The sequence below is a fragment of the Kosakonia sp. S57 genome, from assembly GCF_016516575.1.
Taxonomy (GTDB): Bacteria; Pseudomonadota; Gammaproteobacteria; order Enterobacterales; family Enterobacteriaceae; genus Kosakonia; species Kosakonia cowanii.
In genome coordinates this window covers 1-25,450 of record NZ_JACVUL010000036.1, presented here as the reverse complement: position 1 = coordinate 25,450, position 25,450 = coordinate 1, and the positions used below count along the sequence as shown (strand labels likewise).

The window sequence follows — 25,450 nt, the reverse complement described above, 5'->3', positions numbered from 1 at the left end:
TGACAAGGGGGGAGCGGTCCCCCCCTTGTCCCGTTCACCGCATAAGAGATTGATGAAACTCCCGAGCGCCTGGTGAACGGAACCGTTCCACAAAATGCCATATGCTAGGCCCATTGCCGGATGGCGCGTCCCGCTTATCCGGCCTACGCCGTTTCAGAAATAGGCCATCCGGCAAGCATGCCGTCGATAATAGCCTGGCGGCATTGATTAACGATTATCCGGGCGAACCAGATCGAAACGCTGATCCTCGCTAATAGCGTAATAAGCGGACGGCCCTCCGGCGCGCAGCACCGGCTGTGCCTTCGCCGTCTGGTAAATCCCCTCTTCGAGCAGCGACTCATCAATATGCACTGCCACCACTTCCCCCAGCACCAGCCAGCTCTCAATCGGGCTGCCGTCGGCGGCGGTGAGCTGGATGCACTGCGACAAGCGGCACTCAAAGTTAACCGGGCTTTCCGCCACGCGCGGGGCGCGCACCAGGCGACTCTCTGCCGGGGTCAGCCCGGCGCGGGCAAACTCATCTTCGCCGTGCGCCAGCGATGCGGAGGTCTCATTCATCTGTACCGCCAGATCGCGGGTGGTTAAATTCCAGACAAACTCTTTGCTCTCGACGATATTCTGCACGCTATCTTTCCAGCCGCTGCTGGCAAAACCAATAATTGGCGGGCGGTAGTTAAAGCAGTTGAAGAAGCTATAGGGTGCCAGGTTGCGGCGGCCTTGCCCGTCCAGCGAGGCGATCCAGCCGATAGGGCGCGGGCCGACAATGGCATTCAGCGGGTCGTGCGGCAGGCCATGGCCTTTCGCGGGCTCATAAAAATACATAGCGTCTCCTGATGGCAAAAAGTTTCTTCAGGCTCCCTTATTTACCCGGCTGGCGTCAACGGGTATCTTACGCCGCTGTTAACAGGAGAATGCCATGAATGCCCAGAAGCCGGGTCTGCACCCGCGTAACCGCCACCATAGCCGCTACGACCTCGACGCCCTGTGCGCCGTCAACCCGTCGCTGCGCGCCTTTATCACGCGCAATCCGAACGGGGAAGAGACCGTTAATTTTGCCGATCCACAGGCGGTGAAAGCCCTGAATAAGGCGCTGCTGGCGCATTTCTACGGCGTGCGCGAGTGGGATATCCCGGACGGCTTTCTCTGCCCGCCGGTGCCGGGCCGCGCGGATTATCTGCACCATCTCGCCGATCTACTGGCAGAGAGCGATAACGGCGCTATTCCGGCGCAGGCCAGCGTGCTCGATATCGGCACCGGTGCGAACTGCATCTATCCGCTGATTGGCGCCCATCAATATGGCTGGCGGTTCACCGGCAGTGAAGTCAACGCCGAAGCCTTTGCCAGCGCGCAGGCGATCATTGCGGCCAATCCCGGCCTGACCCGCGCGGTGCGCCTGCGTCGCCAGAAAGATACGGCGGCTATCCTCACCGGCATCATTCATAAAAATGAGTCCTACGATGCCGTTATCTGTAACCCACCTTTCCATGACTCGGCGCAGAGTGCGCAGGCAAACAGCGAGCGCAAGCGGCGCAACCTTGGCCAGGCTGTGACGGACGCGGCGAACTTCGGCGGCCAGCAGCAGGAGCTGTGGTGTGAAGGCGGCGAAGTGGCCTTTATCAAGACGATGATTGCCGAGAGCAAGCAGTTTGCCCGCCAGGTGTTGTGGTTCACCTCGCTGGTGTCGCGCGGCGACAACTTGCCGGAACTCTACCGCGCACTGACGCAGGTCGGCGCAGTTAAAGTGGTGAAAAAAGAGATGGCGCAGGGGCAGAAGCAGAGCCGCTTTATCGCCTGGAGCTTCCTCGACGAGGCCCAGCGTAAACGCTGGGCACAGAGCCGGTTTAAAGGGTAGGTTGTGCGGGCGGCGTACCGGCGTTCGCCGCCGGTTGCGCTTGCCCAATCCCTTCCGGTGCCGACACCATCTGGTAGGTCTGCACCGGCGGGCGTACGTGGGCGAGGTCGAAATGCTTTTTCACCATCGTGTCGAGGGCGAAACGCACCGTCCACTGCTTTAGCGGCAGGGTGGTGAAGGTAACACGCAGCGTAAAGGCGGTGTTGGTCAGCCCGACCAGCCCGGCAAAGTTTGGCTCGCCGATAATCAAACCGCGAATCTCCTCCTGCTCCATCAGTTCCGCCACCGCATCTTTCAGCGCCTGATTGGCTTTGTCTGTATCCTCATGACGATCGACATCATAGTTCGCCACCACTGAGCCAATCCCGCGCACAAAGTTGGCGAAGGTGGTGATCGATGACCACGGGATAATATGATACGCGCCGGTATCCTGGCGCACGCCGACGGAACGAATGGTCATGCGCTCCACCGTGCCGGTAAGCGGGCCGATGGTCACCAGATCGCCGGTGTTCATCCCATTCTCGAACTGAATAAATATGCCGGTGATAATATCTTTCACCAGGGTCTGCGAACCGAACGAAATCGCCAGCCCCAGCGCCCCGGCACCCGCCAGCAGCGGCGCAATATTCACCCCAATCTCTGAGAGCACAATCATCACCGTAATGGTGCTGATCACCACCGCCAGCGCGTTACGAAACAGCGTCAGCAGGGTACGCGTGCGCGCGCTGGGCAGCGGGCGGCCGTGAATATCGGATGTCAGGCGGTTCTCAATAATCGTTGCCAGCAGCGTCCAGCCGACGGCGGAGAAGAAGAGGATCAGCGCAATGCGGATCAGAATATCGACCGCCTTCTCCCCGGCACCATAATTGAGCCAGTGCCAGAAATCGAACAGCCCCCACGCGCTTAACAGCAGCAGGATGGTGGTGCAGACCACCAGGAAACGGGCGGTCTTCATCGAGGCGGATAACCAGCCATTAAGCCGTTTCTGCAACTCCGGGTAGTTGCGCTGCACCTGCGGCGACAGGGTGATGGTTTTATCGAGCCAGCGTGACAGCACGCCGGAGATAAACGCCGAGACGCTGAGGATCGCCAGGCTGCTCAATGACGCACCCATCATAAACTTCAGGCTATTGCCCGGATCGAACAGCGAGAAGAAGAAGAGCACGATGAAGTAGGCGCTGGCAAGCCAGTGCCACACCAGCGCAAAGGCGCGGATAAAGAGGCTGAAGAAGGCCAGCGAGCGGTCTGCCAGCAGGATCAGGTTGTGCTGGATCTCGCGCTTGTTATGAAAAATAAGGTAGAGCGCCCAGAGGGTAATGCAGAGCATGATCACCACATTGGCGAGCGCGCCAAACTGAATGTTCACCTGATTGGAGATAATCGGCACCGCTACCAGCAGCCCATAGCCAATCAGGCTGCTGAGCGCGCTTAAACGCAGATGCCAGTAGCGCGCCGTCTCATCACGAATATGAAACGGGCGCAGATCGGGAATGCGCGGGCAGAAGATAAGCCGCAGGATCGCTTTGAAAAACTCAATCAGCGCGAAAGCGTTAAGAAACAGGCTTTGCTGAAAAGCGATAGTGCTGTTGCCACCCGTAAGATTGGCGCGCAGCACCTGGCCGACAAACAGTGTCAGCGCCAACAGCATGATGTCGATAATAAAAGCCCCGACGATCATCGACGGCAGCTGTAGCCAGTTGCTGCTGTCGCGGTTTTTACGCCGCCCCCACGCGCCCATGCGGCGGTAAACCGGCGAGACGCAGAAACGCACGGTCCACCAGAAGGCGAAGACCAGCACCGCGAGCAGCATGAAGTGGCTGGCGGCATTGGTGAAGGTTTGCGGGTTAAAGGCTTTGTGCGGCGAGCCGGTAATATTGCGCCACAGCTGGGCAAAACGGGTCGAGAGCGCCTCGCCATAGTAATCCGCCACTTCGGTAACCTTCTCCAGCACCGTTTTCTGCTCTTCAATGGCGGGCGGCGAGATGACCGGCACTGGCTCCTGCGGCGGCGTGGTGGCGACTTTACGCAGCTGGTCGATCAGCTCTTTGCGTGATTCGTCATTCTCCAGCACATCGGCCAGCGCGCCATAGGCCGCTTTTTTCTGTTCAACATCGGGTTCGCTGGTTTGCGCTGAGGTGGGAGTGGTGGTTGCGGCGGTAACGCCGGGTATCGTCGCGGCCTGAAGCGGCGCGCACAGCAGGCTAATCAGTAACAAAATCCACGGCATAGCTCCTCCGGTGAGAAAATCCCGCAAAGGGATAAGTATAGGTGCCGGGGGAGGGCGGGAGAAAATTGCGCACAATCCGCAAAAGAAAAACCCCTCCGGCTGGAGGGGTTGGCTGTCAGGAGACGTGCTGCAGGAACTCTTGCAGGCGCTGGCTGGGCGGATTCTCAATCAGCTGCTGCGGGTTGCCATCTTCGGCAATGCGGCCCTTATCAATGAAAATCAGACGCGAGGCCACTTTTTCGGCAAAGCCGATTTCGTGGGTCACAATCACCATTGTCATCCCCTCTTCGGCCAGATCCTGCATCACTTTCAGCACTTCGTGACGCAACTCCGGATCGAGCGCCGAGGTCGGCTCATCAAACAGCATCATCTTCGGTTTTACCGCCAGCGCACGGGCAATCGCCACGCGCTGCTGCTGGCCGCCGGAGAGCTCGGACGGGTAGTGATGGGCGCGCTCAGCGAGGCCCACTTTCGCCAGCAGCGCTTTCGCCTGCTTTTCCGCTTCCGCTTTGTTGGTGCCGCGCACGCGCAGCGGGCCAAACATCACGTTCTCCAGCGCCGTCAGGTGCGGGAAGAGGTAAAACTGCTGGAACACCATGCCCGCTTCCTGGCGGATCAGGCGCTCATCCACTTTCGGGTCGTTGACCTTCAGACCATCAACAATCAGATCGCCTTTGGTGATCTCTTCCAGCTTGTTGATGCAGCGCAGCAGGGTCGATTTACCGGAGCCGGACGGCCCGATAATCACCACCACTTCGCCCTGGGTAATGTTGAGGTCGATATCATGCAGCACCTGGGTTTTACCGAAGTGCTTGGAAACGTTTTTAAATTCAATCACAGGATTTTCATCCTTTTTTCAAGACGGCGAAGCACGATGTTCAGTGCCTGGGTAATGATGAGATAGATAACGCCGACGGCGGTCCAGATCTCCAGCGCGCGGAAGTTCCCGGCGATGATCTCCTGGCCCTGGCGGGTCAATTCAGCCGCGCCGATAACAATAAACAGCGAGGTATCTTTGATACTGATGATCAGCTGGTTGCCAAGCGGCGGCAGCATACGGCGCAGCGCCAGCGGCATAATGACGTGGCGAATGGTTTCGCGGCGCGACAGACCAAGCGCCATGCCCGCTTCGCTAAAGCCTTTATGGATCGACAGCACCGAACCACGGGTGATCTCGGCAATATATGCGCCGGAGTTGATCATGATCGTCACTACCGCGGCGGTGAAGGTGTCGATGCGCAGATCCGGCAGCGCCATCGGCAGGGCGAAGTAGATGTACATCACCTGCACGACAATCGGCGTGCCGCGGACAATTTCAATAAATACGAGGGCGACGTGGTTTGAGATCCACCCGCCGTAGGTACGGGCTAAACCAGCCATCAGGCCGATAACGATACCGCCAGCCAGACCGAGGATCGAGATCCACAAGGTCATTTTGGCCCCGTCCAGTAGAAGCGGAATGGCGGGCCAGATGGCGCTCCAGTCAAACTGCATGTGATTAATTCCTGTATACCGTAGAAGAGACAAATAGCGCGGGGACGAAAGCCGCCCCCGACGTTTAACCTGTTACTTTTTAATAATTATTTAGGCTCAGAACCAAACCATTTTTTGTAGATTTCGTTGTACGTACCGTTCTCACGCAGGGTTTTCAGCGCGCCGTTCACTTTCTCACGCAGATCGTCGCTGCCTTTCGGGAAGGCGATGCCGTACTGCTGCGCTTCCAGAGAGTCGCCTACCGCTTTAAAACGACCGTTGCCGGCGGTTTTGATGAAGTAGAGGATGTTTGGTGTGTCGTGCAGAACCGCATCAGCGCGACCGGTACCCAGTTCCATGTAGGCGTTATCGATGTTCGGGAACTGGCGCAGATCTTTAGTTTTGATATTCGCTTTCGCGTAATCCACGGAGCCGGTGCCGCTCTTAACTGCGATCACTTTACCGTTGAGATCTTTCGCGCTTTTAACGTCGTTGTTGTCGGCTTTGACCATCACCAGCAGGCCGCTTTTGTAGTAGCCGTCAGAGAAGTCGATCGCTTTTTTGCGCTCTTCAGTAATGGTAATGCCCGCCAGTGCGACATCAACGTTTTTGGTTTGCAGCGCAGGGATGATGCCGCTGAAGTCCATCGGCTTCAGTTCATAATCCAGCTTCAGCTCTTTCGCCACGGCAGCCCACAGGTCGATGTCGAAACCAACGTACTCATTGCCTTTTTTGAATTCGAAAGGAACGAATGCAGTATCGGTAGCCACAACCAGTTTTTTATCAGCAGCCTGAGAAGAAACAGCAAAGGCGAGAGCGAGTGCGGCCAGGGAGAATTTCAATACAGACTTCATAGTGTTTCCTTTTGTATCGGGGGAGCGAGCCCCTGCGAGAATGAACGCAGTATGAAAAAATCATGCCAGGTTTACAACCTATTGTTTTGTAAAGGCGAAGCTTTAACCGGTTGCACAATAAGTGTAGCAATGACACCGCAATGCACCATTTTGAGTCACTCTTTTGGTGCGCTCGCGCGAGATTGTCGGCAGTGCTGCTATTTAGCGCACAACGTGGGCGAGAAACAATCACTTATTAACAATTTTGTGATGAGATAATTACGAAGCGGTAACTTTGTGGCGGGAAGGGGGGCGAAGTGTTGCACCATAAAAGTGCAAACCCCCGCACCGGAGGCGCAGGGGTCAGAGCGATAGCGAAAAGATCTGGCTTATTCGATGTTCGCTTCGATAAACCACAGGTACTGATCCAGATCGCGGGAAGCGGCGGTAAAGATATCTGCGGTATCTTCATCTTTCGCTTCGGTGATGGCTTTACGCAGGTCGTTCGCGACAACCGCATAACGATCGGCCAGCTCTTTCAGGTGATCCTGCACGCTGTGAATGTCCAGCGGGTAGCTTTTCAGTGCCGTTTTGCTGTTGATCACCTGTGTGGTACCCAGTGCAACACCGCCCAGCTGAACCGCGCGCTCTGCCATGGTATCAAGGTGCGTTACCAGCGAAGTACGGAACTGATCCAGCATTTCGTGCACGCCAATAAAGTTCGCGCCGCGCATGTTCCAGTGGGCCTGCTTGGTGATCAGAGACAGGTCAGTGAAGTGGATCACCTGGCGATTCAGCAGCTCAATGGTCGCTTGTTTGTCGCTGTCCGATACATCGTTACGGGTATAAAGCAGATTAGACGCTTTCGTTTTTACCAGTTTAGCGGTACTCATAATCCATATCCTCTTGATGTTTGTGTCCCAGGTAATTACCGGGACTAAGTATAGCACCAGATTAACCGTCGTCGGTTTTGGCTATGCCTATCAGTTCGATAGCGTGATTTAAATATAGGTCACGATTTCGAAAACGCGCAACTAATCGAATGAAATGTAAGATAAATCTAATAAAGAGACAGTGGATAACTAAGAATAATTCTAATTAATAAAGAATTTACTTAAAGCGTAAAAAATAATGTCAAAGGCATGAATGAATATTCAGCATGAGCGAAATCTCATGCTGAATAATTATTATTTACCAATATCCACTTCTTTTATTGTGGTCTCGCGGCGCAGGGTTAATGTCGACCCCATTGAGGCAATCACAATCGCCATCAAGGCCAGCACCTGCTGGAGCGCAAGCGTCTCACCGAGGAAGATCATGCCCGAGACGGCAGCGAGCGCCGGCTCCATGCTCATTAGCGTGCCGAAGGTACGCGTCGGTAAACGGGTGAGGGCGATCATCTCAAGGGAGTAGGGCAATGCAGTCGACAGAATCGCCACCGCAATACCGAGCGGTAAAATCGACCAGTGCCACAACACGTCGCCCGCCTGGAACGCGCCAAGGGGAACAAAGACGATAGCGGCAATCAGCGAGCCCAGCGCCACCGTCGCCGGGCCATGATCCTCGCCCGCGCGCTGCCCGCTCAGAATATAGATAGCCCAGCAGGCTCCCGCGCCGAGCGCAAACGCCGCGCCGGTTAAATCAACATGCGCCACATCCTGGCCCAGCGGCAACAGATACCACAGCCCCAGCACGGCGAGGATCACCCAGATAAAATCAACTGGCCGTCGCGAAGCGAAGAGGGCGACGGCCAGCGGACCGGTGAACTCCAGCGCCACGGCCACACCGAGCGGCACGGTCTGGATCGCCAGATAGAACATGTAGTTCATCGCGCCGAGCGAAAGACCATAAAAGAGCAGCGGCAATCGCTGTTCACGGGTAAAGCGCAAACGCCATGGTTTAAAAACAACCGCCAGGATAAGCGTGCCGAGGGCAAGACGCAGCGCGGTGACGCCGGGCGCGCCAACCAGAGGAAAGAGTGATTTCGCCAGCGACGCCCCTCCCTGAATCGAGGTCATCGCGATAAGCAGAATGATAACCGGTACCCACACCGGCAGTTTACGCGGCAAAACAGGCATCCCTTCTCCGTTAAGTGTCAAATGAGGCAGAGCCGACAGTCTACTTGAAATAGTATTCAGACGGTTGATGGTTGGTTGTAAAAAGGGCTGAAAAAATCCGTATAATGGCGTCCGGGCGGTCGTTTATTGGCCTGTTTATTTAAGAATAATCTGGATGAACGAATTCCAGAACAGGTACCATAATAGTCCGACTCTTGAGAAAAGTGCTTTTTAATGAATGAGTTGTTAAGAAGCGGAAACTTTCTGTTACATGAAAGAACGCTTTAGACTCTATTTCTCTCAAAGAGTTTCCTTATAATTTTTGATATATTTAAATGCGTAGTACCCAGGATTTCTTGAAGCACATTTGAGGTGGATTATGAAAAAAATTGCATGTCTTTCAGCACTGGCCGCTCTTCTGGCGGTTTCTGCAGGTTCCGCAGTAGCATCAACTTCTACTGTTTCCGGCGGTTATGCTCAGAGCGACGCTCAGGGTATTGCTAACAAAACCAACGGTTTCAACCTGAAATACCGTTACGAGCAGGATAACAACCCGCTGGGCGTTATCGGTTCCTTCACCTACACCGAAAAAGATCGTACTACCGGTGAAGGCGTTTATAACAAAGCTCAGTACTACGGCATCACTGCTGGTCCGGCTTTCCGCATCAATGACTGGGCGAGCATCTACGGTGTAGTTGGTGTTGGCTACGGTAAATTCCAGCAGACTGCTGACGTTGCTAAAGTGTCTGACACCAGCGACTACGGCGTTTCTTACGGTGCTGGTCTGCAGTTCAACCCGATGGAAAACGTTGCTCTGGACTTCTCCTACGAGCAGAGCCGTATCCGTAGCGTTGACGTTGGCACCTGGATCGCTGGTGTTGGTTACCGCTTCTAATCGCTTTTGCGATAATAAAAATCCGCCTCAAGGGGCGGATTTTTTTTGCCTGCAAAAAGCATAGACCGTTAACGGCTGCTGCGCGTGTCGAACAGGTCGGTGCCGAGATGGTTATAGTCCACTTTCTGTAACTTAAAGTTGGTTACGTAGACTGGCCCCGCTTTTTTTCCCGAGATAAACGGGTAGGCATTTTTGATCTGCGTGGCGGTAATCCCGGTCCACTGCGAGAAGAAGCTCAAAAAGTCGTTGGCAGAGCGGCGCGCTTTAATCAGACGATGTTTAGTCGCATCACTTGAGACCACCATAAACGGCACCTGGAAGTTCTGCTGAAAATGGTCGTCATGGGCGAGATACTGCACCTCTTTGCCGCGCTCTTTAAACGCCAGACCATGATCGGAGAAGTAGACCATCGAGAAGCTCTCGCCGCTGTTGCGCAGCTGGGAGTAGATCTTGCCCAGCAGATCGTCCGTCTGGGTGATGGAGTAGAGGTAGCAGGAGGTCTCTTTCGACTGCACAAACTCGTTATACTTGCCGCCGGTGCGATCGCACGCCTGCGGATGCGACCCCATCAGATGCAGCACAATCAGCTGCGGTTGATTACGCCGCACGCTCAGCACCTGGTTGGTGAGCTTTAACAGATCCTCATCGCGGGTGTTTTTATCCGCTTCAAAGTCGCCCCGTTTCAGGAACTGCACTTCATCGGCACGCTTCGCAATGCTGGCAATCGCCGTGTCATATTCGCCAATCTGCCCCTGGTTTGAGAACCACCAGGTCTGGAAACCGGCGCGGCTCGCCAGCGTGACAAAGTTATCCTGATACTGCGGCTTGTCGTTGACCACGCGGTTTAAGGTCAGGCCGAGGGACTTCTGTGTCGATCCGCTGGCGGCAACATAGTCGGTAAAGAGATCGCCATTCACCTGGCTGGCAAACGGCGTATTGTTCCAGTGCCCACCAAAAGCGCCCAGCGCATCGCGCCGCGCGCTCTCGCCAATCACCACCACATAGACGTGATACTTCGGATTAACTGCGGTGACCGTCCAGGTATCTTTCATCCCGGAGAGCTGCGCCATGTTCTCCTCTTCCACCTTCACTTCGTGGTAGTTGTAGGCGACATCGCGCACAAAGCGCAGCACCGGCACGCCGGTGTCGATCAGGCGGAACTCAAAGCCGCGAAAGTGGTTCTGTACCGGGCCGATAAAGTAGGCGGCGACGCAAAAGATTACCCCCAGCGTGTCCCACTTCAGCCACGGCGTCGAAGGCACCAGCACCCTGCGGCGCAGCGCAATCACGCCCAGCGCGAGAATGCCAACGCTAATCACGTAGTGATACCACGGGAAGATGGTCAGAATTTCTGACGACTCTTCAATATTGGTCGAACGCAGCGCCAGCAGGGTGTTGAAGTTGGGCGCGCCATAAGCCTGACCAAACGGAAAGTAGCTGGCAGCCACCAGCGTGGTGATGGTCAGAAAGATTTTTTGCGCGCGCGGCGCATGACGCCAGAGCACGCAGAGCGCGCAGGTGGAGACCACCGCATACAGCACGCTGAATTCGTAGCCGAGCGCAAAGTTAATTAACAGGGACTGCAGGAAATAGAAACCAATCCACGGATTGATCGACTGACCGCGCAGGGCAACGGACTCTTTAAGGATTACGCTCATAGATGATTTCGTGAAACGCCATGTGCTCACCCTGGCGTAAGGGTCAAAACCTGCCGGACAGCGCGCTGAGAGGGGGAGGGGATCCGCGTCTGCGGTGCGCATTGAGTGCAGGGCTGCGCAAAGATAAAGCGCGGCGGGTTCAAGGTCAACAGCAGCTAAGAGATTGTTTTGCGAGAGTGATTGCAAATCCAGCAAAATTACGCGGATTTTGGGGGAAACAGGTCAGTATGAAGCGATAAGATGACAGAAAAATGAAGCGGCGTACCGCGACGCCGCATCAGTGGGTAGGTTTATCTTCGTTCGGCTGCGGCTTACCGTTGACGATATCGCACAACATATTGAGCAGCATTAAACGGACTTTAAAGGGAGAGTGGCTAAACACGCGCATACACCTCTTGAACTCATTCATTGTCACCTCCTGATGATTAGGACCCCTTCGATCCATGAAAGGTGAACGCATTACATACAGATATAGCACAGGCTATATTACATAGCTACGGCTAATACGTTAATTTTTTGTACTGATTCACGGATGGTTTACAATGCGCCTCTCTTATATGATGCTGCACAGCGTCTCACCGTCAGGGGAAGCACTATGAACCGTCGCGCAGGTAAGCAAACAATAAAAAAAGTGACGCTGGTTAATGTCGAAGAGCATGTCGAAGGTTTCCGCCAGGTCCGCGAAGCGCACCGCCGCGAACTGATTGATGACTATGTTGAACTCATCTCCGATCTGATCCGCGAAGTGGGGGAAGCCCGCCAGGTGGATATGGCCGCGCGCCTCGGCGTGTCGCAGCCCACGGTGGCGAAGATGTTAAAAAGGCTCGCCTCGGTCGGTCTTATTGAGCAGATCCCATGGCGCGGCGTCTTTCTCACCGCCGAAGGGGAGAGGCTGGCGCAGGAGAGCCGCGAGCGTCACCAAATCGTTGAGAGTTTCCTGCTGGTGTTAGGCGTCAGCCCGGATATCGCCCGGCGCGATGCGGAAGGGATGGAGCACCACGTCAGCGAAGAGACCCTTGAATGTTTCCGTCGTTTCACGCAGCAACACGAGACGCCATCTGAATGAACCTCCCTTTTATTCGCGCCCTGGCGCGTGACCGCTTTCTCCACCTGTTACTGTTAATCGGCGTCGCCCTATGCTTCTTTGTGCCCTTTGCGCCAAAGAAGTGGCCCGGAGCCATCGACTGGCACACCATTATTACCCTCAGTGGGTTAATGCTGCTGACCAAAGGGGTGGAGCTGAGTGGCTATTTTGATGTGATTGGCCGGCGCATGGTGCGCCGTTTTCAGCATGAACGTCAGCTGGCGATCTTCCTCGTGCTGGCGGCGGCGGTGCTCTCTACCTTTCTGACTAACGATGTCGCGCTGTTTATTGTCGTGCCGCTGACCATCACGCTAAAGAAGCTGTGCGAAATCCCGGTTAACCGGCTGATCATCTTTGAAGCGCTGGCGGTCAACGCCGGATCGCTTTTAACGCCTATTGGTAACCCGCAGAACATCCTGATTTGGGGCCGTTCGGGGCTCTCTTTCCCGGCCTTTATCTGGCAAATGGCACCGCTGGCGCTGGCCATGATGGCCACGCTGCTGGTGCTCTGCTGGTTCTGCTTCTCCGCGAAAGCGCTGACTTACCATAGCGGGCAGAGCTCAAGCGAGTGGAAACCGAAGCTGGTCTGGAGCTGCCTTGGTTTCTACCTGGTCTTTATCACCGCGCTTGAACTGAAACAGGAGCTGTGGGGGCTGGCAATTATCGCCGTCGGTTTTCTCTTCCTGGCGCGCCGGGTGGTGTTCAGCGTTGACTGGACGCTGCTGCTGGTCTTTATCGCCATGTTTATTGATGTCCATCTGCTGACGCAGCTGCCAGCGCTGCACGCGACGCTTGCCAGCACCGGCCAGCTTTCGCCGCCGGGCTTATGGCTTACCGCCATCGGTTTGTCGCAGTTTATCAGCAATGTGCCAGCGACCATTCTGCTGCTCAACTATGTTCCGCCCGATACATTGCTGGCCTGGGCGGTTAACGTCGGTGGTTTTGGCCTGCTGCCGGGATCGCTGGCGAACCTTATTGCCCTGCGTATGGCAAACAATCGTCGCATCTGGTGGCGCTTCCATCTCTACTCGATGCCGCTGTTGGTGTGGGCTGCGCTGGTGGGATACGGATTACTCTTAGTCATATAGTGCTGATTTGTCAGTTTATCCTGGCAAATGTATAGCAACCGCCTAAGTTTAGTAAACGGCGCATCCTCGGTGCCGTTACCTGACAGGAACGTTGCGAGATTATGGCAGAAAAGAGAACCCAACCTGACGACGTTCAGGACGACGAAAAAGAGCAGCAAGACGACAAACCCCGCAAACGCCCCGGAAAGAAGCCGCTGATTATTCTCGGCATTGTCGTCGTGGTGATGGTTGTTGTGGCACTGGTGTGGTGGTTATTAACCCGCAACCAGGAGACCACCGATGACGCCTTCACCGACGGCGATGCGGTGACCATTGCGCCGAAAGTGGCGGGCTACGTCACCGATCTGCGGGTAAAAGATAACCAGCGGGTGAAAAAGGGCGATCTGCTGGTGGTGATCGACCCGCGCGATGCCACCGCCCAGCGCGATCAGGCGCAGGCCCAGCTTGGGCTGGCGACCGCGCAGCTTCACCAGGCACAGGCGCAGCTCGCGCTCTCTAAAGTGCAGTACCCGGCGCAGCGGGATGAAGCTCGCGCGCAGGTACTGAAAGCGAAGGCCGATCTGGCTAACGCCGAAGCCGCTTATAAACGTCAACGCGGTGTCGATCCCCGCGCGACCACCCAACAAAATATTGATACCGCTAATGCGCAATTGCGCAGTGCCCAGGCGCAGCTTGCCAGCGCGCAGGCGCAGCTGGAAGTGGCCGAGCAGGTGCAGTTGCAGATCCGCCAGCAGGAGACCAACGTCGAGGCGCGCGAGCAACAAGTAGCACAGGCGAAAGCGCAGCTGGAAACCGCTAATCTCAACCTCTCGTGGACTAACGTCCGCGCGCCGTTCGATGGTTATGTCACCAAGCGTAATGTGCAAAACGGTACGCTGGTGCAGGCCGGGAGCGCGCTCTTTTCGCTGGTCTCTCAGGAGGTGTGGGTAACGGCGAACTTTAAAGAGTCGCAGCTGGAGCGTATGCGTCCGGGTAATAAAGTGACGGTCACCGTCGATGCCTGGCCGGATCTGGAGCTGGAAGGGCATGTCGACAGTATCCAGCAGGGGAGTGGCTCGAAGTTCGCCGCCTTCCCGTCGGAAAACGCCACCGGTAACTTTGTGAAGATTGTTCAGCGCGTGCCGGTGAAGATCGTTATCGATAAGGGGCTGGACCCGAATAAACCGCTGCCGCTCGGCCTCTCAGTTGAACCGAAGGTTACGCTGGAATGACCGACCACAGTCATGAAAACTGGCGTCCGGCCAGTAACCCGTGGGCGGTGGCGTGGGTCGTCACCCTCGCGGTGTTTATGGAGATCCTCGACACCACCATCGTCAACGTGGCGCTGCCGCACGTCGCCGGGTCGCTCTCCGCCAGTTATGACGAATCCACCTGGGTGCTGACCAGCTACCTGGTGGCGAACGGCATTGTGCTGCCCATCTCGGCATTTCTTAGCCGTACCTTTGGCCGCAAACAGTTTTTCCTTATCTGCATTGTGATGTTCACCGTCTGCTCGTTTTTGTGCGGTATCGCTACCGAGCTGTGGGAGATCATTCTGTTTCGTATTTTGCAGGGCTTCTTCGGCGGCGGCCTGCAACCGACGCAGCAATCGGTGCTGCTGGATTACTTCAAACCGGAAGATCGCGGCAAAGCCTTTGGTCTCTCCTCCATCGCCATTATCGTCGCCCCGGTGCTTGGCCCGACGCTGGGTGGCTGGATCACCGATAACTACTCCTGGCGCTGGGTCTTCTTTATCAATATCCCGGTGGGCATCGTTACGGTGCTGGCGATCTACCAGCTGCTGGAAGATCCGCCGTGGGAGCGTAAATCAAAACAGAAACTCTCCATCGACTGGCCGGGCATTGGCCTGATCGCCCTCGGTCTTGGCTGCCTGCAGGTAATGCTCGATCGCGGGGAAGATGAGGATTGGTTTAACTCCGACTTCACCCGCATCTTTGCGGTGCTGACGGCGGTAGGCATTGTCGGCGCGATCTACTGGCTGATGTATGCCAAAAAGCCGGTGGTTGATCTGCGCTGCATGGCTGATAAAAACTTTACCGTCTCCAGCCTGCTGATGGCCGGGATGGCGATGATCCTCTATGGCAGCTCGGTGGTGATCCCGCAGCTGGCGCAGCAGGATCTCGGTTACACCGCTACTTGGTCAGGGCTGGTGCTCTCGCCGGGAGCCATATTGATTGTGTTAACCATTCCGCTGGTGTTGAAGCTGATGCCGGTGGTGCAGACGCGCTGGATCATCGCCTTCGGCTTCTTCTGCCTGGCGGCCTCCTTCTGGTGGACGCGCTCGCTGACGCCGGATGTCGACTTTGAAACGCTGGTGCTGTTCCGCAGTGCGCAGTCGATCGGGCTGGGCTTCCTGTTTGTGCCGCTCACCACCATCGCCTTTATCACCATTCCGCGGCAGCTGAATGCCGATGCGGCGGCGCTGTTTACTATGTTCCGTAACGTAGCGGGATCGATCGGCATTTCGCTTTCAACGGCGGCGATCACCGAGCGTTCGCAGGCGCATATGTCGCACCTCTCCGAACACACGTCGCCCTTTAATGAGCAGTTCCAGCTGGCGCTGCGGTCAATGGCGGAGTCGGTGCGCAACTTCACCAGGCTGGCGGGCGATCCCTTCTCGAACGCCACTGGACAGATGTACAAAGCGATGGTCGCCCAGTCGCGCATTCTGGCCTACATCGATGTCTTCACCATATTGAGCGTGGTGGCGGTTCTGTTGATCCCATTTTGTCTATTGCTTTCGCCGATCAAGAGCGAAGGCAGCGCAGGAGCACATTAATATGGCATGGCGTCATTTTCCCGTTACCTTTCTGTCACTGTGCCTTGCCGGGTGCGCGGTCGGGCCGGATTACCAGCCCGCGCAGCCGCAAACCCCGGCGCGCTGGAACGATCCGGGTGATGCGTCGGTAAAATCCCGGGCGACGCCGCAGGCGGTTAATCCGCGCTGGTGGACGACCTTTAACTCGCCGCAGCTTAATAGCCTGATTGAACGGGCGATTGCCGGAAATCTATCCCTGCAACAGACGGTGCTGCGCATTGCCGGTGCCCGTGAGCAGATCAACCAGGCGGGCGGCGCGTTTCTGCCAGCGGTGAACGGCTCACTACAGGCGACGCGCCAGCAGCTGGGGCTGGAAGGGGAGCTGAAATCCCATGATGTCTACGGCCAGCTGGAGAATGCCGATCCGGCGGTCAGCGGCGCGCTGGGCGCCTTAACTCAGCCGGTCAATCTCTACCAGGGCAGCTTTGATGCTCAGTGGGAGCTGGATTTGTGGGGCAAAATGCGCCGTCAGGTCGAGGCCACCACCGCCCAGCAGCAGCAGGCGATTGAGCAGCGCAACGATGCGCTGGTATCGCTGGAAGCGGAAGTGGCGCGCGCCTGGCTGCAACTGCGCGGCGCGCAGAGCATCATTGCTTCACTGAATACCCAGATTCAGAGTGCGCAGGAGACCTTGACCCTGACGCAAAACCGCCAGCAGGGCGGGCTATCGCCGCAGCTGGATGTGGAGAATGCCCGCGCCCAGGCGGCGAACCTCGAAGCGCAGCTGCCGCAGTATCAGGCGCAGGAGCGCCAGGCGATGAACGCGCTGGCGGTGCTGCTCGGCAAAACGCCGGGTGCGCTGGATAGCGAACTGCGCGGCACGCAGCCGCTCCCGGCCTTGCCGGACGTAGTGCCAACCGGCATTCCCTCCACTTTAGCGCGCCGTCGCCCGGACGTGCGCGAAGCGGAAGCGACGCTGCATGCGGCGACCGCGCAAATCGGCGTCTCCGTCGCACAGCTCTTCCCGAGCCTGACGCTTAGCGGCCAGTTTGGTCTGCGTAATAGCGAAACCAACTGGCTGACGGACTGGAGCAGCCACTTCTACAGCTTTGGCCCGCAGGTCTCGATCCCTATTTTCCAGGGCGGACGGCTGGTGTCGAGCGTCAAGCTGGCGCGTGCGCAGCAGGGTGCCGCGGTGCTCAATTATCGCCAGACGGTGCTCAGTGCGCTGAACGATGTCGAGAATGCGCTGGTCAGCTACCGCGCCGATCAGCAGCGTGAAGCGAGCCTCGATAAGACGCTGGAAGCGTTGCAGAACGCCTTTTCGCTTGCCAGCGACAGCTACCGCAAAGGGATTGCCAGCTTCCTCGATGTGCTCGACGCCCAGCGCCAGCTGGCGCAGGCGAGCCAGCAGCGCGAGCAGGCGCGGGTGCAGAGCAGCCTCGATCTCGTCGCGCTCTACAAAGCCCTCGGCGGCGGCTGGGAGCCGTACCAGAACGTGCAACTGCCTGATTACAAAGTCTTTGGCGACGCGCCGCGCGGATAATCAGAGAATTGGGCAAGAAACAGGCAGGATCCCCACATTCGCCGCGCAGGCACGGAGCGTATAACTGATTGCGTCAAACAACCGATGAGGAGACGCTACCATGCGCTACAAAAAACTGGGCAATACTGGACTGTTTGTTTCTGAACTCTGCCTCGGCACCATGACCTTCGGCGGTCAGGAGGATATGTGGGGCAAAATTGGCCAGCTGCAGCAGGCACAGGCTGAAGAGCTGGTGGGTCGCGCTCTCGATGCCGGGATCAACTTTATTGATACCGCTGATGTTTACTCCGGTGGACGCTCGGAAGCGATCACCGGTCAGGCGTTAAAAAACCTGAAGGTGCCGCGCGAAAATGTGGTGGTAGCCACCAAAGTCTTCGGCGAAACCGGCACCGCGGGCGTCAACTCGCGCGGCAGTTCGCGCTTTCACATTATTCAGAGCGTGAAAGCGAGCCTCAAGCGCCTGCAACTCGATCATATCGATCTCTACCAACTGCACGGGTTTGATCCGGCGACGCCAATGGAGGAGACGCTGTACGCCCTCGATACGCTGGTGCAGCACGGGCATGTGCGCTATATCGGCGTCTCCAACTGGGCGGCGTGGCAGATTGCCAAAGCGCTGGGCATCTCTGAGCGCCTGGGCCTCGCGCGTTTTGCTTCGCTACAGGCCTATTACACCATTGCCGGACGCGATCTGGAGCGTGAGCTGGTGCCGATGATGCAGAGCGAAAATGTCGGGCTGATGGTCTGGAGCCCGTTGGCAGGCGGCCTGCTGAGCGGCAAATATGGCCGCGACGGCAAAGCCGAAGCGGGCGGTCGCCGGGTGGAGTTTGACTTCCCGCCGGTGAATAAAGATCGCGCCTTCGACTGCGTGGATGTGATGCGGACTATCGCCGACAGCAAAGGCGTCAGTGTCGCGCAAATCGCGCTGGCCTGGCTGCTGCACCAGCAGGCGGTGACCAGCGTGATCATTGGCGCGAAACGCCCGGAACAGCTGGATGATAACCTCGCTGCAACCACGGTGCAGTTGAGCGACGAGGAGCTTAAACAGCTTGATGCCGTCAGCGCGCTGCCGCGTGAATACCCCGGCTGGATGCTGGAGCGCCAGGGCGAGTATCGCCGTAATCAACTGAATCAGCAGTAATTTACCCTCAGAAATAAAGTACAGGCCGGATAAGCATTAACGCTATCCGGCCTGCTGCACTTTGCACCGCTCATCTCTCCCGTTTCACACAATTCTTTCGAAAAGCGTCACAAAACCACGCTTCTCTCTTTGCCTGTTTTTTCGCCATTCGCTATATGACTAGTCATATATACGAAATGACTAGTCATGGAGAAAGCGCAATGAGCAGAACATTACCGACCGGTTTTTTATGGGGCAACTCCGTCTCCAGTATGCAGACCGAAGGGGCGTGGAATGAGGGCGGAAAAGGGATGTCGGTCTACGATATCCGCGAGGCCAGCGAATTTGCCTCCGACTGGAAAGTCGCCACCGACTCCTATCACCGTTACGAGGAAGATTTCGACCTGATGCAGGATCTGGGCATGAACTGCTACCGCTTTCAGATCGCCTGGAGCCGCGTCTGCCCTGAGGGCGATGGTGAATTCAATCAGCAGGGCATCGATTTTTACGCGCGTTTTATTGACGGTCTGCTGGCGCGCGGCATTGAGCCGATGGTCTGCCTCTATCACTTCGATATGCCGCTGGCGCTGGCGGAAAAGTACAACGGTTTCGTCGATCGCCACGTGCTGGATGCCTTTGTGCGCTACGGCCAGAAGATGATCGACTGCTTCGGCAGCAAGGTGAAGTACTGGCTCACCTTTAATGAGCAGAATATCTACCATATGCCCGGCGCGTTTCAGGTTGGTGGCTACCTGAAGGGCGAGAAAACTCTGCGCGAGCTTTACCAGATTCAGCACCACGTGATGATGGCGCACGTGCTGCTGACCCACTATCTGCACGATACCCAGCCCGGCAAACTGATGGGCGGCATGCTGGCGCACCAGCTAATCTACCCGGCTACCTGCAAACCGCGCGATATCTTCTGCGCCATGCAGTATGACGAATTCCTCAATCAGAACCTGCTGCGCGTCTACGCCGGGCAGGGCTACAGCCCGGCAGTGATGGCGGTGGTGGAAAAAGAGGGCTTTGGCGATATCTACCGTGATGAGGATTTGGCGCAGATCGCGCGCGTCAAAAACGACTTTATGGCCTTTAGCTACTACGCCAGCAAAACGCTGGACAGCGACGCCATCGGCACGGATACGCCGGTCAACTACTACCTGCACGAAGGCGACAAGCCCAACCCTTATCTTGAGGCGACAGAGTGGGGCTGGCAGATCGATCCGCTCGGTTTTCGCGCCATCATAACCCGCTACTACAACGACTGGCGGCTGCCGGTCTTCCCGATTGAGAACGGCATTGGTGTGATTGAGGAGTGGGACGGCGTCAATCCGATTGATGATGAGTACCGCATTGCTTATCACCGCGATCACCTGCAGGCGATGCAGGATGCGATGTTTGAAGATGGCGCGCAGGTGATTGGCTATCTCGGCTGGGGGCTTATCGACATTCTCAGTTCCCAGGGCGATATGCGTAAACGCTACGGCGTGGTCTACGTCAACCGCGATAACCACGACCTGAAAGATATGCGACGCGTACCGAAAAAGAGTTACCGCTGGCTGCAACGGGTGATCCGTAGCAACGGGCGTGACATGTAACGCAGTGATAAGAGGGCAGCGCAATGTCTGAGACAAAAATCACGCCGAAAATGCAGTTATTCGTTGATAAGTTCGTGGAGTTCTCCGCCCGCCTGGCAAACCAGGTGCATCTGCGATCCCTGCGCGATGCGTTCGCGGCGGTGATGCCGATTTTCATCCTCGCCGGGCTGGCGGTGCTGATCAATAACGTCATTTTCCCCTGGGTGCTGGAGGGCGAGACGCTGGCACGCTTTAAGGTGTGGGGCGAAGCGGTGATTAACGGCACGCTGAATATCGCGGCCCTGTTAATTGCGCCAATGACCGCCTGGTCGCTGGCGCGCAATAAGAACTTCGAAAACCCGGTCTCAGCGGTGGTCATTGCGATTGCCAGCTTTATTATCATGATGCCGATGCAGCTTGATGTGGTGCCGGTGGGGAGTAAAACCACGGTGAGCGTTGCGCAGATGCTGTCGTTTGCCAATATCGGCACCACCGGCATTTTCGCCGGGGTGATTATCGGCCTGCTCTCGACGGAGCTGTTTATCCGCGTCGCCAGCGTGAAGCGCTTCTCCATTTCTCTCGGCGATAATGTGCCGTCGGCGGTGGGGCAATCCTTCTCGGCGCTGATCCCGACCATCATCACCCTGTCGCTCTTCGCGATGGTGGCGGCGCTGCTGGCTAACCTGCTGCATACGGATTTGATCCATCTCATCACCACCCTGATTCAGCAGCCGCTGCGCCAGATCAACACCAGCCTGCCGGGCACGCTGTTTATCTACAGCTTCGGGAACTTCCTCTTTACGCTCGGCATTCACCAGACGGTGGTCAACGGCGTGATCCTCGAACCGCTGCTGTTGATTAACACCAATGAGAATATGCTCGCCTTTGCCAACGGCCAGCCGATCCCGCATATCATCAACAGTATTTTTGTGCCGACTTTCGGCATGATTGGCGGTACTGGCAGCACGCTCTCTCTGCTGATCGCTATCTTTATCTTCGCAAAACAGCAGTCGGCAAAGCAGGTGGCGCGGCTGGCCATTTCGCCGGGGCTGTTCAACATCAACGAACCGGTGATTTTCGGCCTGCCGATTGTCTTTAACCTGCCGCTGATGGTCCCCTTTGTGTTGCTACCGGCGCTTGGGATTTGGTTTGCCTGGTTCTGCACGACGATGGGCTGGATGGCGCGCTGCGTGGTGATGATCCCGTGGACTACGCCACCAATTTTAAGCGCCTGGCTGGCGACGGCGGGCGACTGGCGGGCGGTGGTGGTTCAGTTGATAATCATCATCTTTGGTGTATTCTTCTACCTGCCTTTCCTCAAAATTGCCGAGAGAGTGGCCTTAAGAAACAATGGGATAGACTAAATTACCGGGACGGGTCATGGCGGCAAAATATATCACCATCGCGCGGGAAATTAAGCGGCGCATCCTCAGCCAGGAGTATCCTGCCAGCGCGCCGTTGCCGGACCAGTTCGCGCTGGCGGCGGAGTTTAATACCAGCCGCATGACCATCCAGCAGGCGATGCGTCAGCTGATTGTTGAGGGGCTGGTCTATACCCGCCAGGGGCAGGGCACCTTTATCCGCAAAAACTTCCTCCAGCTGTCGCGCTGGGATCTGCCGGGCAGCGACTATTTTGGTGCCACCAAAACCTGGGAGAACGTTGGCGAAGTGACGAGCAAGATCGTGCGCTTCGATCTGCGTTTTGCCAGCGAAAAAGAGCAGGCTTCGCTGCTGGTGGGGCCGGATGAGCCGGTGTATGACTTTGTACGCCTGCGTCTGCTGGAGGGTGAACCGGTGTCGCTGGAGTTCACACTGATGCCGGTAAACCTGGTGCCGGGGCTCAATCGCAGCCATCTCGAAAGCTCGGTGTTTCGCTATGTGCAGGACGATCTGGCGCTAAAAATTATGGGGTCGTACCGCATTGTCCGCGCGCTGAAGCCGTGCGAGGAAGATAAGCAGTACCTCAACTGTGATGAGACCGATCCGGTGCTGGAGGTGGAACAGGTTATCTACCTGGAAGATGGCACGCCGCTGGAGTATGCCCATTGCCATTACCGCTACGATCACGGCGGGGTGATTGTGGTTAACCACGGATAAAAAAGTGCCGCTTTTATTGCCGGATGGCGCGATGCTTATCCGGCCTACAAAACCCGTTACAGGCCACATATCGCGTAGCCGCCATCCCACATAAAAAAAGCGGAGCCGACGCTCCGCTTTTTAAATCAGTTGTAGGCCGGATAAGCGCAGCGCCATCCGGCATTCAAACCGACCGCGAATCAGTTCAGACGTACCGGCATACCGGAACGGTTCTGGATCGCCTGGTCAACCACGCTTGAATCAACGTCAGCCTGGCTGGTCACCGCCTGCACCGCTTTGGTCAGCGCGATCGGCACGATTTCACCGCCGGTAAACTGCGCTTCAGTGGTGGAGAGCGGGTTGTGAACTTCGATATAGCGGCTGCCATCCGGTTCGGTGGTCGCTTTTACCGGCTCATCAATAAACTGCACGCGGGTGCCGACCGGCACGTTCTCGAACAGGAATTTGATGTCGTCGTTACGCAGACGCACACAGCCGTGGCTCACGCGCAGGCCGATACCGAAGTTGGCGTTAGTGCCATGGATCGCATACAGGCGGCCAATATAGAGCGCGTAGAGACCCATCGGGTTATCCGGGCCAGCCGGTACCACCGGCGGCAGCGGTTGACCCATTGCCTGATATTCGGCGTGCATTTTTGCCGTTGGTGTCCAGGTCGGACCGGCTTTTTTACGCTCGACTTTGGTGGTCCAGGCAATCGGGGTATCTTTGCCCAACTGACCAATACCGATTGGCAGCACGATCACCGTGTTGGTGCCTTTCGGATAGTAGTAGAGGCGCATCTCCGCACTGTTAATCACAATCCCTTCATGAACGGTATCCGGCAGGATCAGCTGCTGCGGAACGTTCATTACCGTGCCGCCTTTCGGCAGATAGGCGTCAATGCCCGGGTTAGCTTCCAGCATGTTGGAGAGACCCATCTGGTATTCAGCCGCAAAGTATTCCAGCGGCTGGTTATTGCCTTCAGGAATGGTTACGACCTGGTTCTGACCGATCAGACGGCTGCCATCAGTCGGCAGCGGATAAGTCACAGCAGACGCGCTATTGCAAAATCCCACGACAGCAAAGGCCGCCGCGAAGAGAGTTCTTAATTTCATATTCATGTTGTGCGAGATTATTGCCACACTGGCCGTTGGGTTGAGAATGCAGGAAGCGCATTATATGTGCATTCCCCCGTCCAGGGAATTCAGATGTTGACGAAATCACACTTTTTTCCCGTTGTTTGCAGTGTAGCGGCCTGACAGCGGGCAAGAATCTAATTCGGAATTGTGGCATACTATGGCGTTTGTCACATATTTCAGGATATCGCCGTGTTAGTCACCAGCAACGTCACCATGCAGTTCGGCAGTAAGCCGCTGTTCGAAAATATTTCCGTCAAATTTGGCGGCGGCAACCGTTACGGCCTGATCGGCGCGAACGGGAGCGGTAAATCCACCTTTATGAAGATCCTCGGCGGCGATTTAGAGCCGTCGCTGGGTAACGTCTCTCTCGATCCGAACGAGCGCATCGGTAAGCTGCGCCAGGATCAGTTCGCCTTCGAAGCCTTCAGCGTGCTCGACACGGTGATCATGGGTCACGCCGAGCTGTGGGAAGTGAAGCAGGAGCGCGACCGCATTTACGGCCTCGCCGAGATGAGCGAAGAAGATGGCTATAAAGTGGCCGATCTCGAAGTGCTGTATGGCGAAATGGATGGCTACTCGGCGGAAGCGCGCGCGGGCGAACTGCTGCTCGGCGTTGGTATTCCGGTAGAGCAGCATTACGGTCCGATGAGCGAAGTTGCCCCCGGCTGGAAACTGCGTGTGCTGCTGGCCCAGGCGCTGTTCGCTAACCCCGATATTCTGCTGCTCGATGAACCAACCAACAACCTGGACATCGACACCATTCGCTGGCTGGAGCAGGTGCTGAACGAGCGTGACAGCACCATGATCATCATTTCGCACGACCGTCACTTCCTGAACATGGTCTGCACCCATATGGCGGATCTCGACTACGGCGAGCTGCGCGTCTACCCGGGCAACTACGACGAATATATGACTGCTGCCACCCAGGTGCGCGAGCGTCTACTGTCGGATAACGCCAAGAAGAAAGCGCAGATTGCCGAGCTGCAATCCTTCGTCAGCCGCTTTAGCGCCAACGCCTCGAAATCGCGTCAGGCAACTTCCCGCGCCCGCCAGATCGATAAGATCAAGCTCGACGAGGTGAAAGCCTCCAGCCGTCAGAACCCGTTCATCCGCTTCGAGCAGGATAAGAAACTGTTCCGTAACGCGCTGGAAGTGGAGCAGGTGACGAAAGGCTTTGATAACGGCCCGCTGTTTAAAAACTTCAATATGCTGATGGAAGTGGGCGAGAAAGTCGCTATCCTCGGTACTAACGGCGTCGGTAAAACCACGCTGCTGAAAACCTTGGTCGGCGAGCTTACGCCAGAGAGCGGCACGGTGAAGTGGTCGGAAAACGCCCGCATCGGCTACTACGCGCAGGATCACGCGGCGGATTTCGATAACGACCTGACGGTGTTCGACTGGATGAGCCAGTGGAAACAAGAGGGCGACGACGAGCAGGCGGTACGCAGCATCCTGGGTCGTCTGCTGTTCAGCCAGGACGATATCAAGAAACCGGCGAAGGTGCTCTCCGGGGGCGAGAAGGGCCGTATGCTGTTCGGCAAGCTGATGATGGAAAAACCGAATATTCTGGTGATGGACGAACCGACCAACCACCTGGATATGGAATCAATCGAATCGCTGAACATGGCGCTGGAGATGTACCAGGGCACGCTGATTTTCGTCTCGCACGACCGTGAATTTGTAAGCTCACTGGCAACCCGCGTGATTGAGATTACGCCGCAGCGCGTGGTCGATTTCACCGGTAACTATGAAGATTATTTGCGTACCAAAGGTATCGAATAAATTTACCGTCGTCTTTCACGCCGCAGGTGCGTTGGCTGCACCGTCGTACCCCGGTCACTTACTTCAGTAAGCTCCCGGGGATACTCAGGTTTGCCGCCTTCCTGCAACGCGAAATACTTAGGTAAATAAAAGGAACACATTGCCGGATGGCGCGTAAACGCTTATCCGGCCTACGGGATCGCTCTGCTTTTGTAGGCCGGATAAGGCGAAGCCGCCATCCGGCAAAGGAGCAGATGCCGGATGGCGCGTAAACGCTTATCCGGCCTACGGGATCGTTACTGCTTT

At 56.6% G+C, this 25,450-nt stretch carries 22 protein-coding genes; 12 read left to right on the top strand and 10 right to left on the bottom strand.

Annotated elements, in window-relative coordinates:
- Positions 1-207 precede the first annotated feature (207 nt).
- Positions 208-822: a flavin reductase family protein gene (locus IAE48_RS23390; protein ID WP_094420414.1), complete on the bottom strand. Its 615-nt coding sequence runs from the start codon at positions 820-822 to the stop codon at positions 208-210.
- Between the two features lie 94 nt (positions 823-916).
- Between IAE48_RS23390 and rlmF the strand changes: the two genes are divergently transcribed.
- The gene (gene rlmF, locus IAE48_RS23385; protein ID WP_200135717.1) at positions 917-1,852 is read left to right on the top strand and encodes a 23S rRNA (adenine(1618)-N(6))-methyltransferase RlmF; all 936 of its coding nucleotides are present in this window, start codon (positions 917-919) and stop codon (positions 1,850-1,852) included.
- Here rlmF and ybiO read toward each other — a convergent pair.
- The 6 genes from ybiO to rhtA form a co-directional block, all read right to left on the bottom strand.
- On the bottom strand, positions 1,842-4,079 hold the full coding sequence (gene ybiO, locus IAE48_RS23380) for a mechanosensitive channel protein (RefSeq protein WP_200135716.1): 2,238 nt from the start codon (positions 4,077-4,079) through the stop codon (positions 1,842-1,844). The two genes, rlmF and ybiO, sit on opposite strands and share 11 nt — an antisense overlap.
- Positions 4,080-4,194: 115 nt before the next feature.
- Positions 4,195-4,917: a glutamine ABC transporter ATP-binding protein GlnQ gene (gene glnQ / locus IAE48_RS23375; RefSeq protein WP_023481528.1), complete on the bottom strand. Its 723-nt coding sequence runs from the start codon at positions 4,915-4,917 to the stop codon at positions 4,195-4,197.
- Positions 4,914-5,573 (bottom strand): glutamine ABC transporter permease GlnP, encoded by a 660-nt coding sequence (gene glnP, locus IAE48_RS23370; RefSeq protein WP_023481646.1) that lies wholly within the window; start codon positions 5,571-5,573, stop codon positions 4,914-4,916. Before glnP ends, glnQ begins: the two co-directional genes overlap by 4 nt.
- Before the next feature lie 86 nt (positions 5,574-5,659).
- Positions 5,660-6,406: a glutamine ABC transporter substrate-binding protein GlnH gene (gene glnH / locus IAE48_RS23365; protein ID WP_076769592.1), complete on the bottom strand. Its 747-nt coding sequence runs from the start codon at positions 6,404-6,406 to the stop codon at positions 5,660-5,662.
- A gap of 368 nt (positions 6,407-6,774) precedes the next feature.
- Positions 6,775-7,278, bottom strand: coding sequence for a DNA starvation/stationary phase protection protein Dps (gene dps, locus IAE48_RS23360; RefSeq protein ID WP_023481476.1), 504 nt, complete (start codon positions 7,276-7,278; stop codon positions 6,775-6,777).
- Positions 7,279-7,572: 294 nt separating this feature from the next.
- A complete protein-coding gene (gene rhtA, locus IAE48_RS23355; RefSeq protein ID WP_200135715.1) occupies positions 7,573-8,463 on the bottom strand; it encodes a threonine/homoserine exporter RhtA in 891 nt (296 codons plus the stop codon).
- 358 nt (positions 8,464-8,821) lie between these two features.
- Between rhtA and ompX the strand changes: the two genes are divergently transcribed.
- Positions 8,822-9,337: an outer membrane protein OmpX gene (ompX, locus tag IAE48_RS23350; RefSeq protein WP_023481426.1), complete on the top strand. Its 516-nt coding sequence runs from the start codon at positions 8,822-8,824 to the stop codon at positions 9,335-9,337.
- 68 nt (positions 9,338-9,405) lie between these two features.
- On the opposite strand, the gene IAE48_RS23345 is transcribed toward ompX, so the two are convergent.
- Both IAE48_RS23345 and mntS read right to left on the bottom strand, forming a co-directional pair.
- Positions 9,406-10,995, bottom strand: a complete 1,590-nt coding sequence (locus IAE48_RS23345) for a phosphoethanolamine transferase (protein ID WP_200135714.1) — start codon at positions 10,993-10,995, stop codon at positions 9,406-9,408.
- 277 nt (positions 10,996-11,272) lie between these two features.
- On the bottom strand, positions 11,273-11,404 hold the full coding sequence (gene mntS, locus IAE48_RS23340) for a manganase accumulation protein MntS (protein WP_054804083.1): 132 nt from the start codon (positions 11,402-11,404) through the stop codon (positions 11,273-11,275).
- Positions 11,405-11,590: 186 nt separating this feature from the next.
- On the opposite strand from mntS, the gene mntR reads away from it, so the two are divergent.
- The 9 genes from mntR (at position 11,591) to IAE48_RS23295 (ending at position 22,265) form a co-directional block, all read left to right on the top strand.
- Positions 11,591-12,061: a manganese-binding transcriptional regulator MntR gene (gene mntR, locus IAE48_RS23335; protein ID WP_023481508.1), complete on the top strand. Its 471-nt coding sequence runs from the start codon at positions 11,591-11,593 to the stop codon at positions 12,059-12,061.
- Entirely contained in the window at positions 12,058-13,167 is a 1,110-nt protein-coding gene (locus IAE48_RS23330; protein ID WP_200135713.1) for an anion transporter, read from the top strand. The genes mntR and IAE48_RS23330 overlap by 4 nt, the downstream gene beginning before the upstream one ends.
- A gap of 101 nt (positions 13,168-13,268) precedes the next feature.
- Positions 13,269-14,378: an HlyD family secretion protein gene (locus IAE48_RS23325; protein WP_200135712.1), complete on the top strand. Its 1,110-nt coding sequence runs from the start codon at positions 13,269-13,271 to the stop codon at positions 14,376-14,378.
- Positions 14,375-15,946 carry a DHA2 family efflux MFS transporter permease subunit gene (locus IAE48_RS23320; RefSeq protein ID WP_200135711.1) on the top strand — a complete coding sequence of 524 codons (1,572 nt, stop codon included), beginning with the start codon at positions 14,375-14,377 and terminating at the stop codon, positions 15,944-15,946. The genes IAE48_RS23325 and IAE48_RS23320 overlap by 4 nt, the downstream gene beginning before the upstream one ends.
- Before the next feature lies 1 nt (position 15,947).
- On the top strand, positions 15,948-17,471 hold the full coding sequence (locus tag IAE48_RS23315) for an efflux transporter outer membrane subunit (RefSeq protein WP_200135710.1): 1,524 nt from the start codon (positions 15,948-15,950) through the stop codon (positions 17,469-17,471).
- 100 nt (positions 17,472-17,571) lie between these two features.
- Positions 17,572-18,612, top strand: a complete 1,041-nt coding sequence (locus IAE48_RS23310) for an aldo/keto reductase (RefSeq protein WP_200135709.1) — start codon at positions 17,572-17,574, stop codon at positions 18,610-18,612.
- Positions 18,613-18,812: 200 nt separating this feature from the next.
- Complete coding sequence (locus tag IAE48_RS23305) at positions 18,813-20,189, top strand: glycoside hydrolase family 1 protein (protein ID WP_094420403.1); 1,377 nt, start codon at positions 18,813-18,815, stop codon at positions 20,187-20,189.
- A gap of 23 nt (positions 20,190-20,212) precedes the next feature.
- Positions 20,213-21,532 carry a PTS sugar transporter subunit IIC gene (locus tag IAE48_RS23300; protein ID WP_200135708.1) on the top strand — a complete coding sequence of 440 codons (1,320 nt, stop codon included), beginning with the start codon at positions 20,213-20,215 and terminating at the stop codon, positions 21,530-21,532.
- A 16-nt stretch (positions 21,533-21,548) separates the two neighbouring features.
- Positions 21,549-22,265: a GntR family transcriptional regulator gene (locus IAE48_RS23295; RefSeq protein ID WP_200135707.1), complete on the top strand. Its 717-nt coding sequence runs from the start codon at positions 21,549-21,551 to the stop codon at positions 22,263-22,265.
- A 179-nt stretch (positions 22,266-22,444) separates the two neighbouring features.
- Here the strand turns inward: IAE48_RS23295 and ldtB are convergent, their stop codons facing one another.
- Positions 22,445-23,365, bottom strand: coding sequence for a L,D-transpeptidase (gene ldtB / locus IAE48_RS23290; protein WP_023481393.1), 921 nt, complete (start codon positions 23,363-23,365; stop codon positions 22,445-22,447).
- 207 nt (positions 23,366-23,572) lie between these two features.
- Here ldtB and IAE48_RS23285 point away from each other — a divergent pair, with 207 nt between their 5' ends.
- Positions 23,573-25,165, top strand: coding sequence for an ABC-F family ATPase (locus IAE48_RS23285; RefSeq protein WP_023481823.1), 1,593 nt, complete (start codon positions 23,573-23,575; stop codon positions 25,163-25,165).
- Positions 25,166-25,450: the final 285 nt, after the last annotated feature.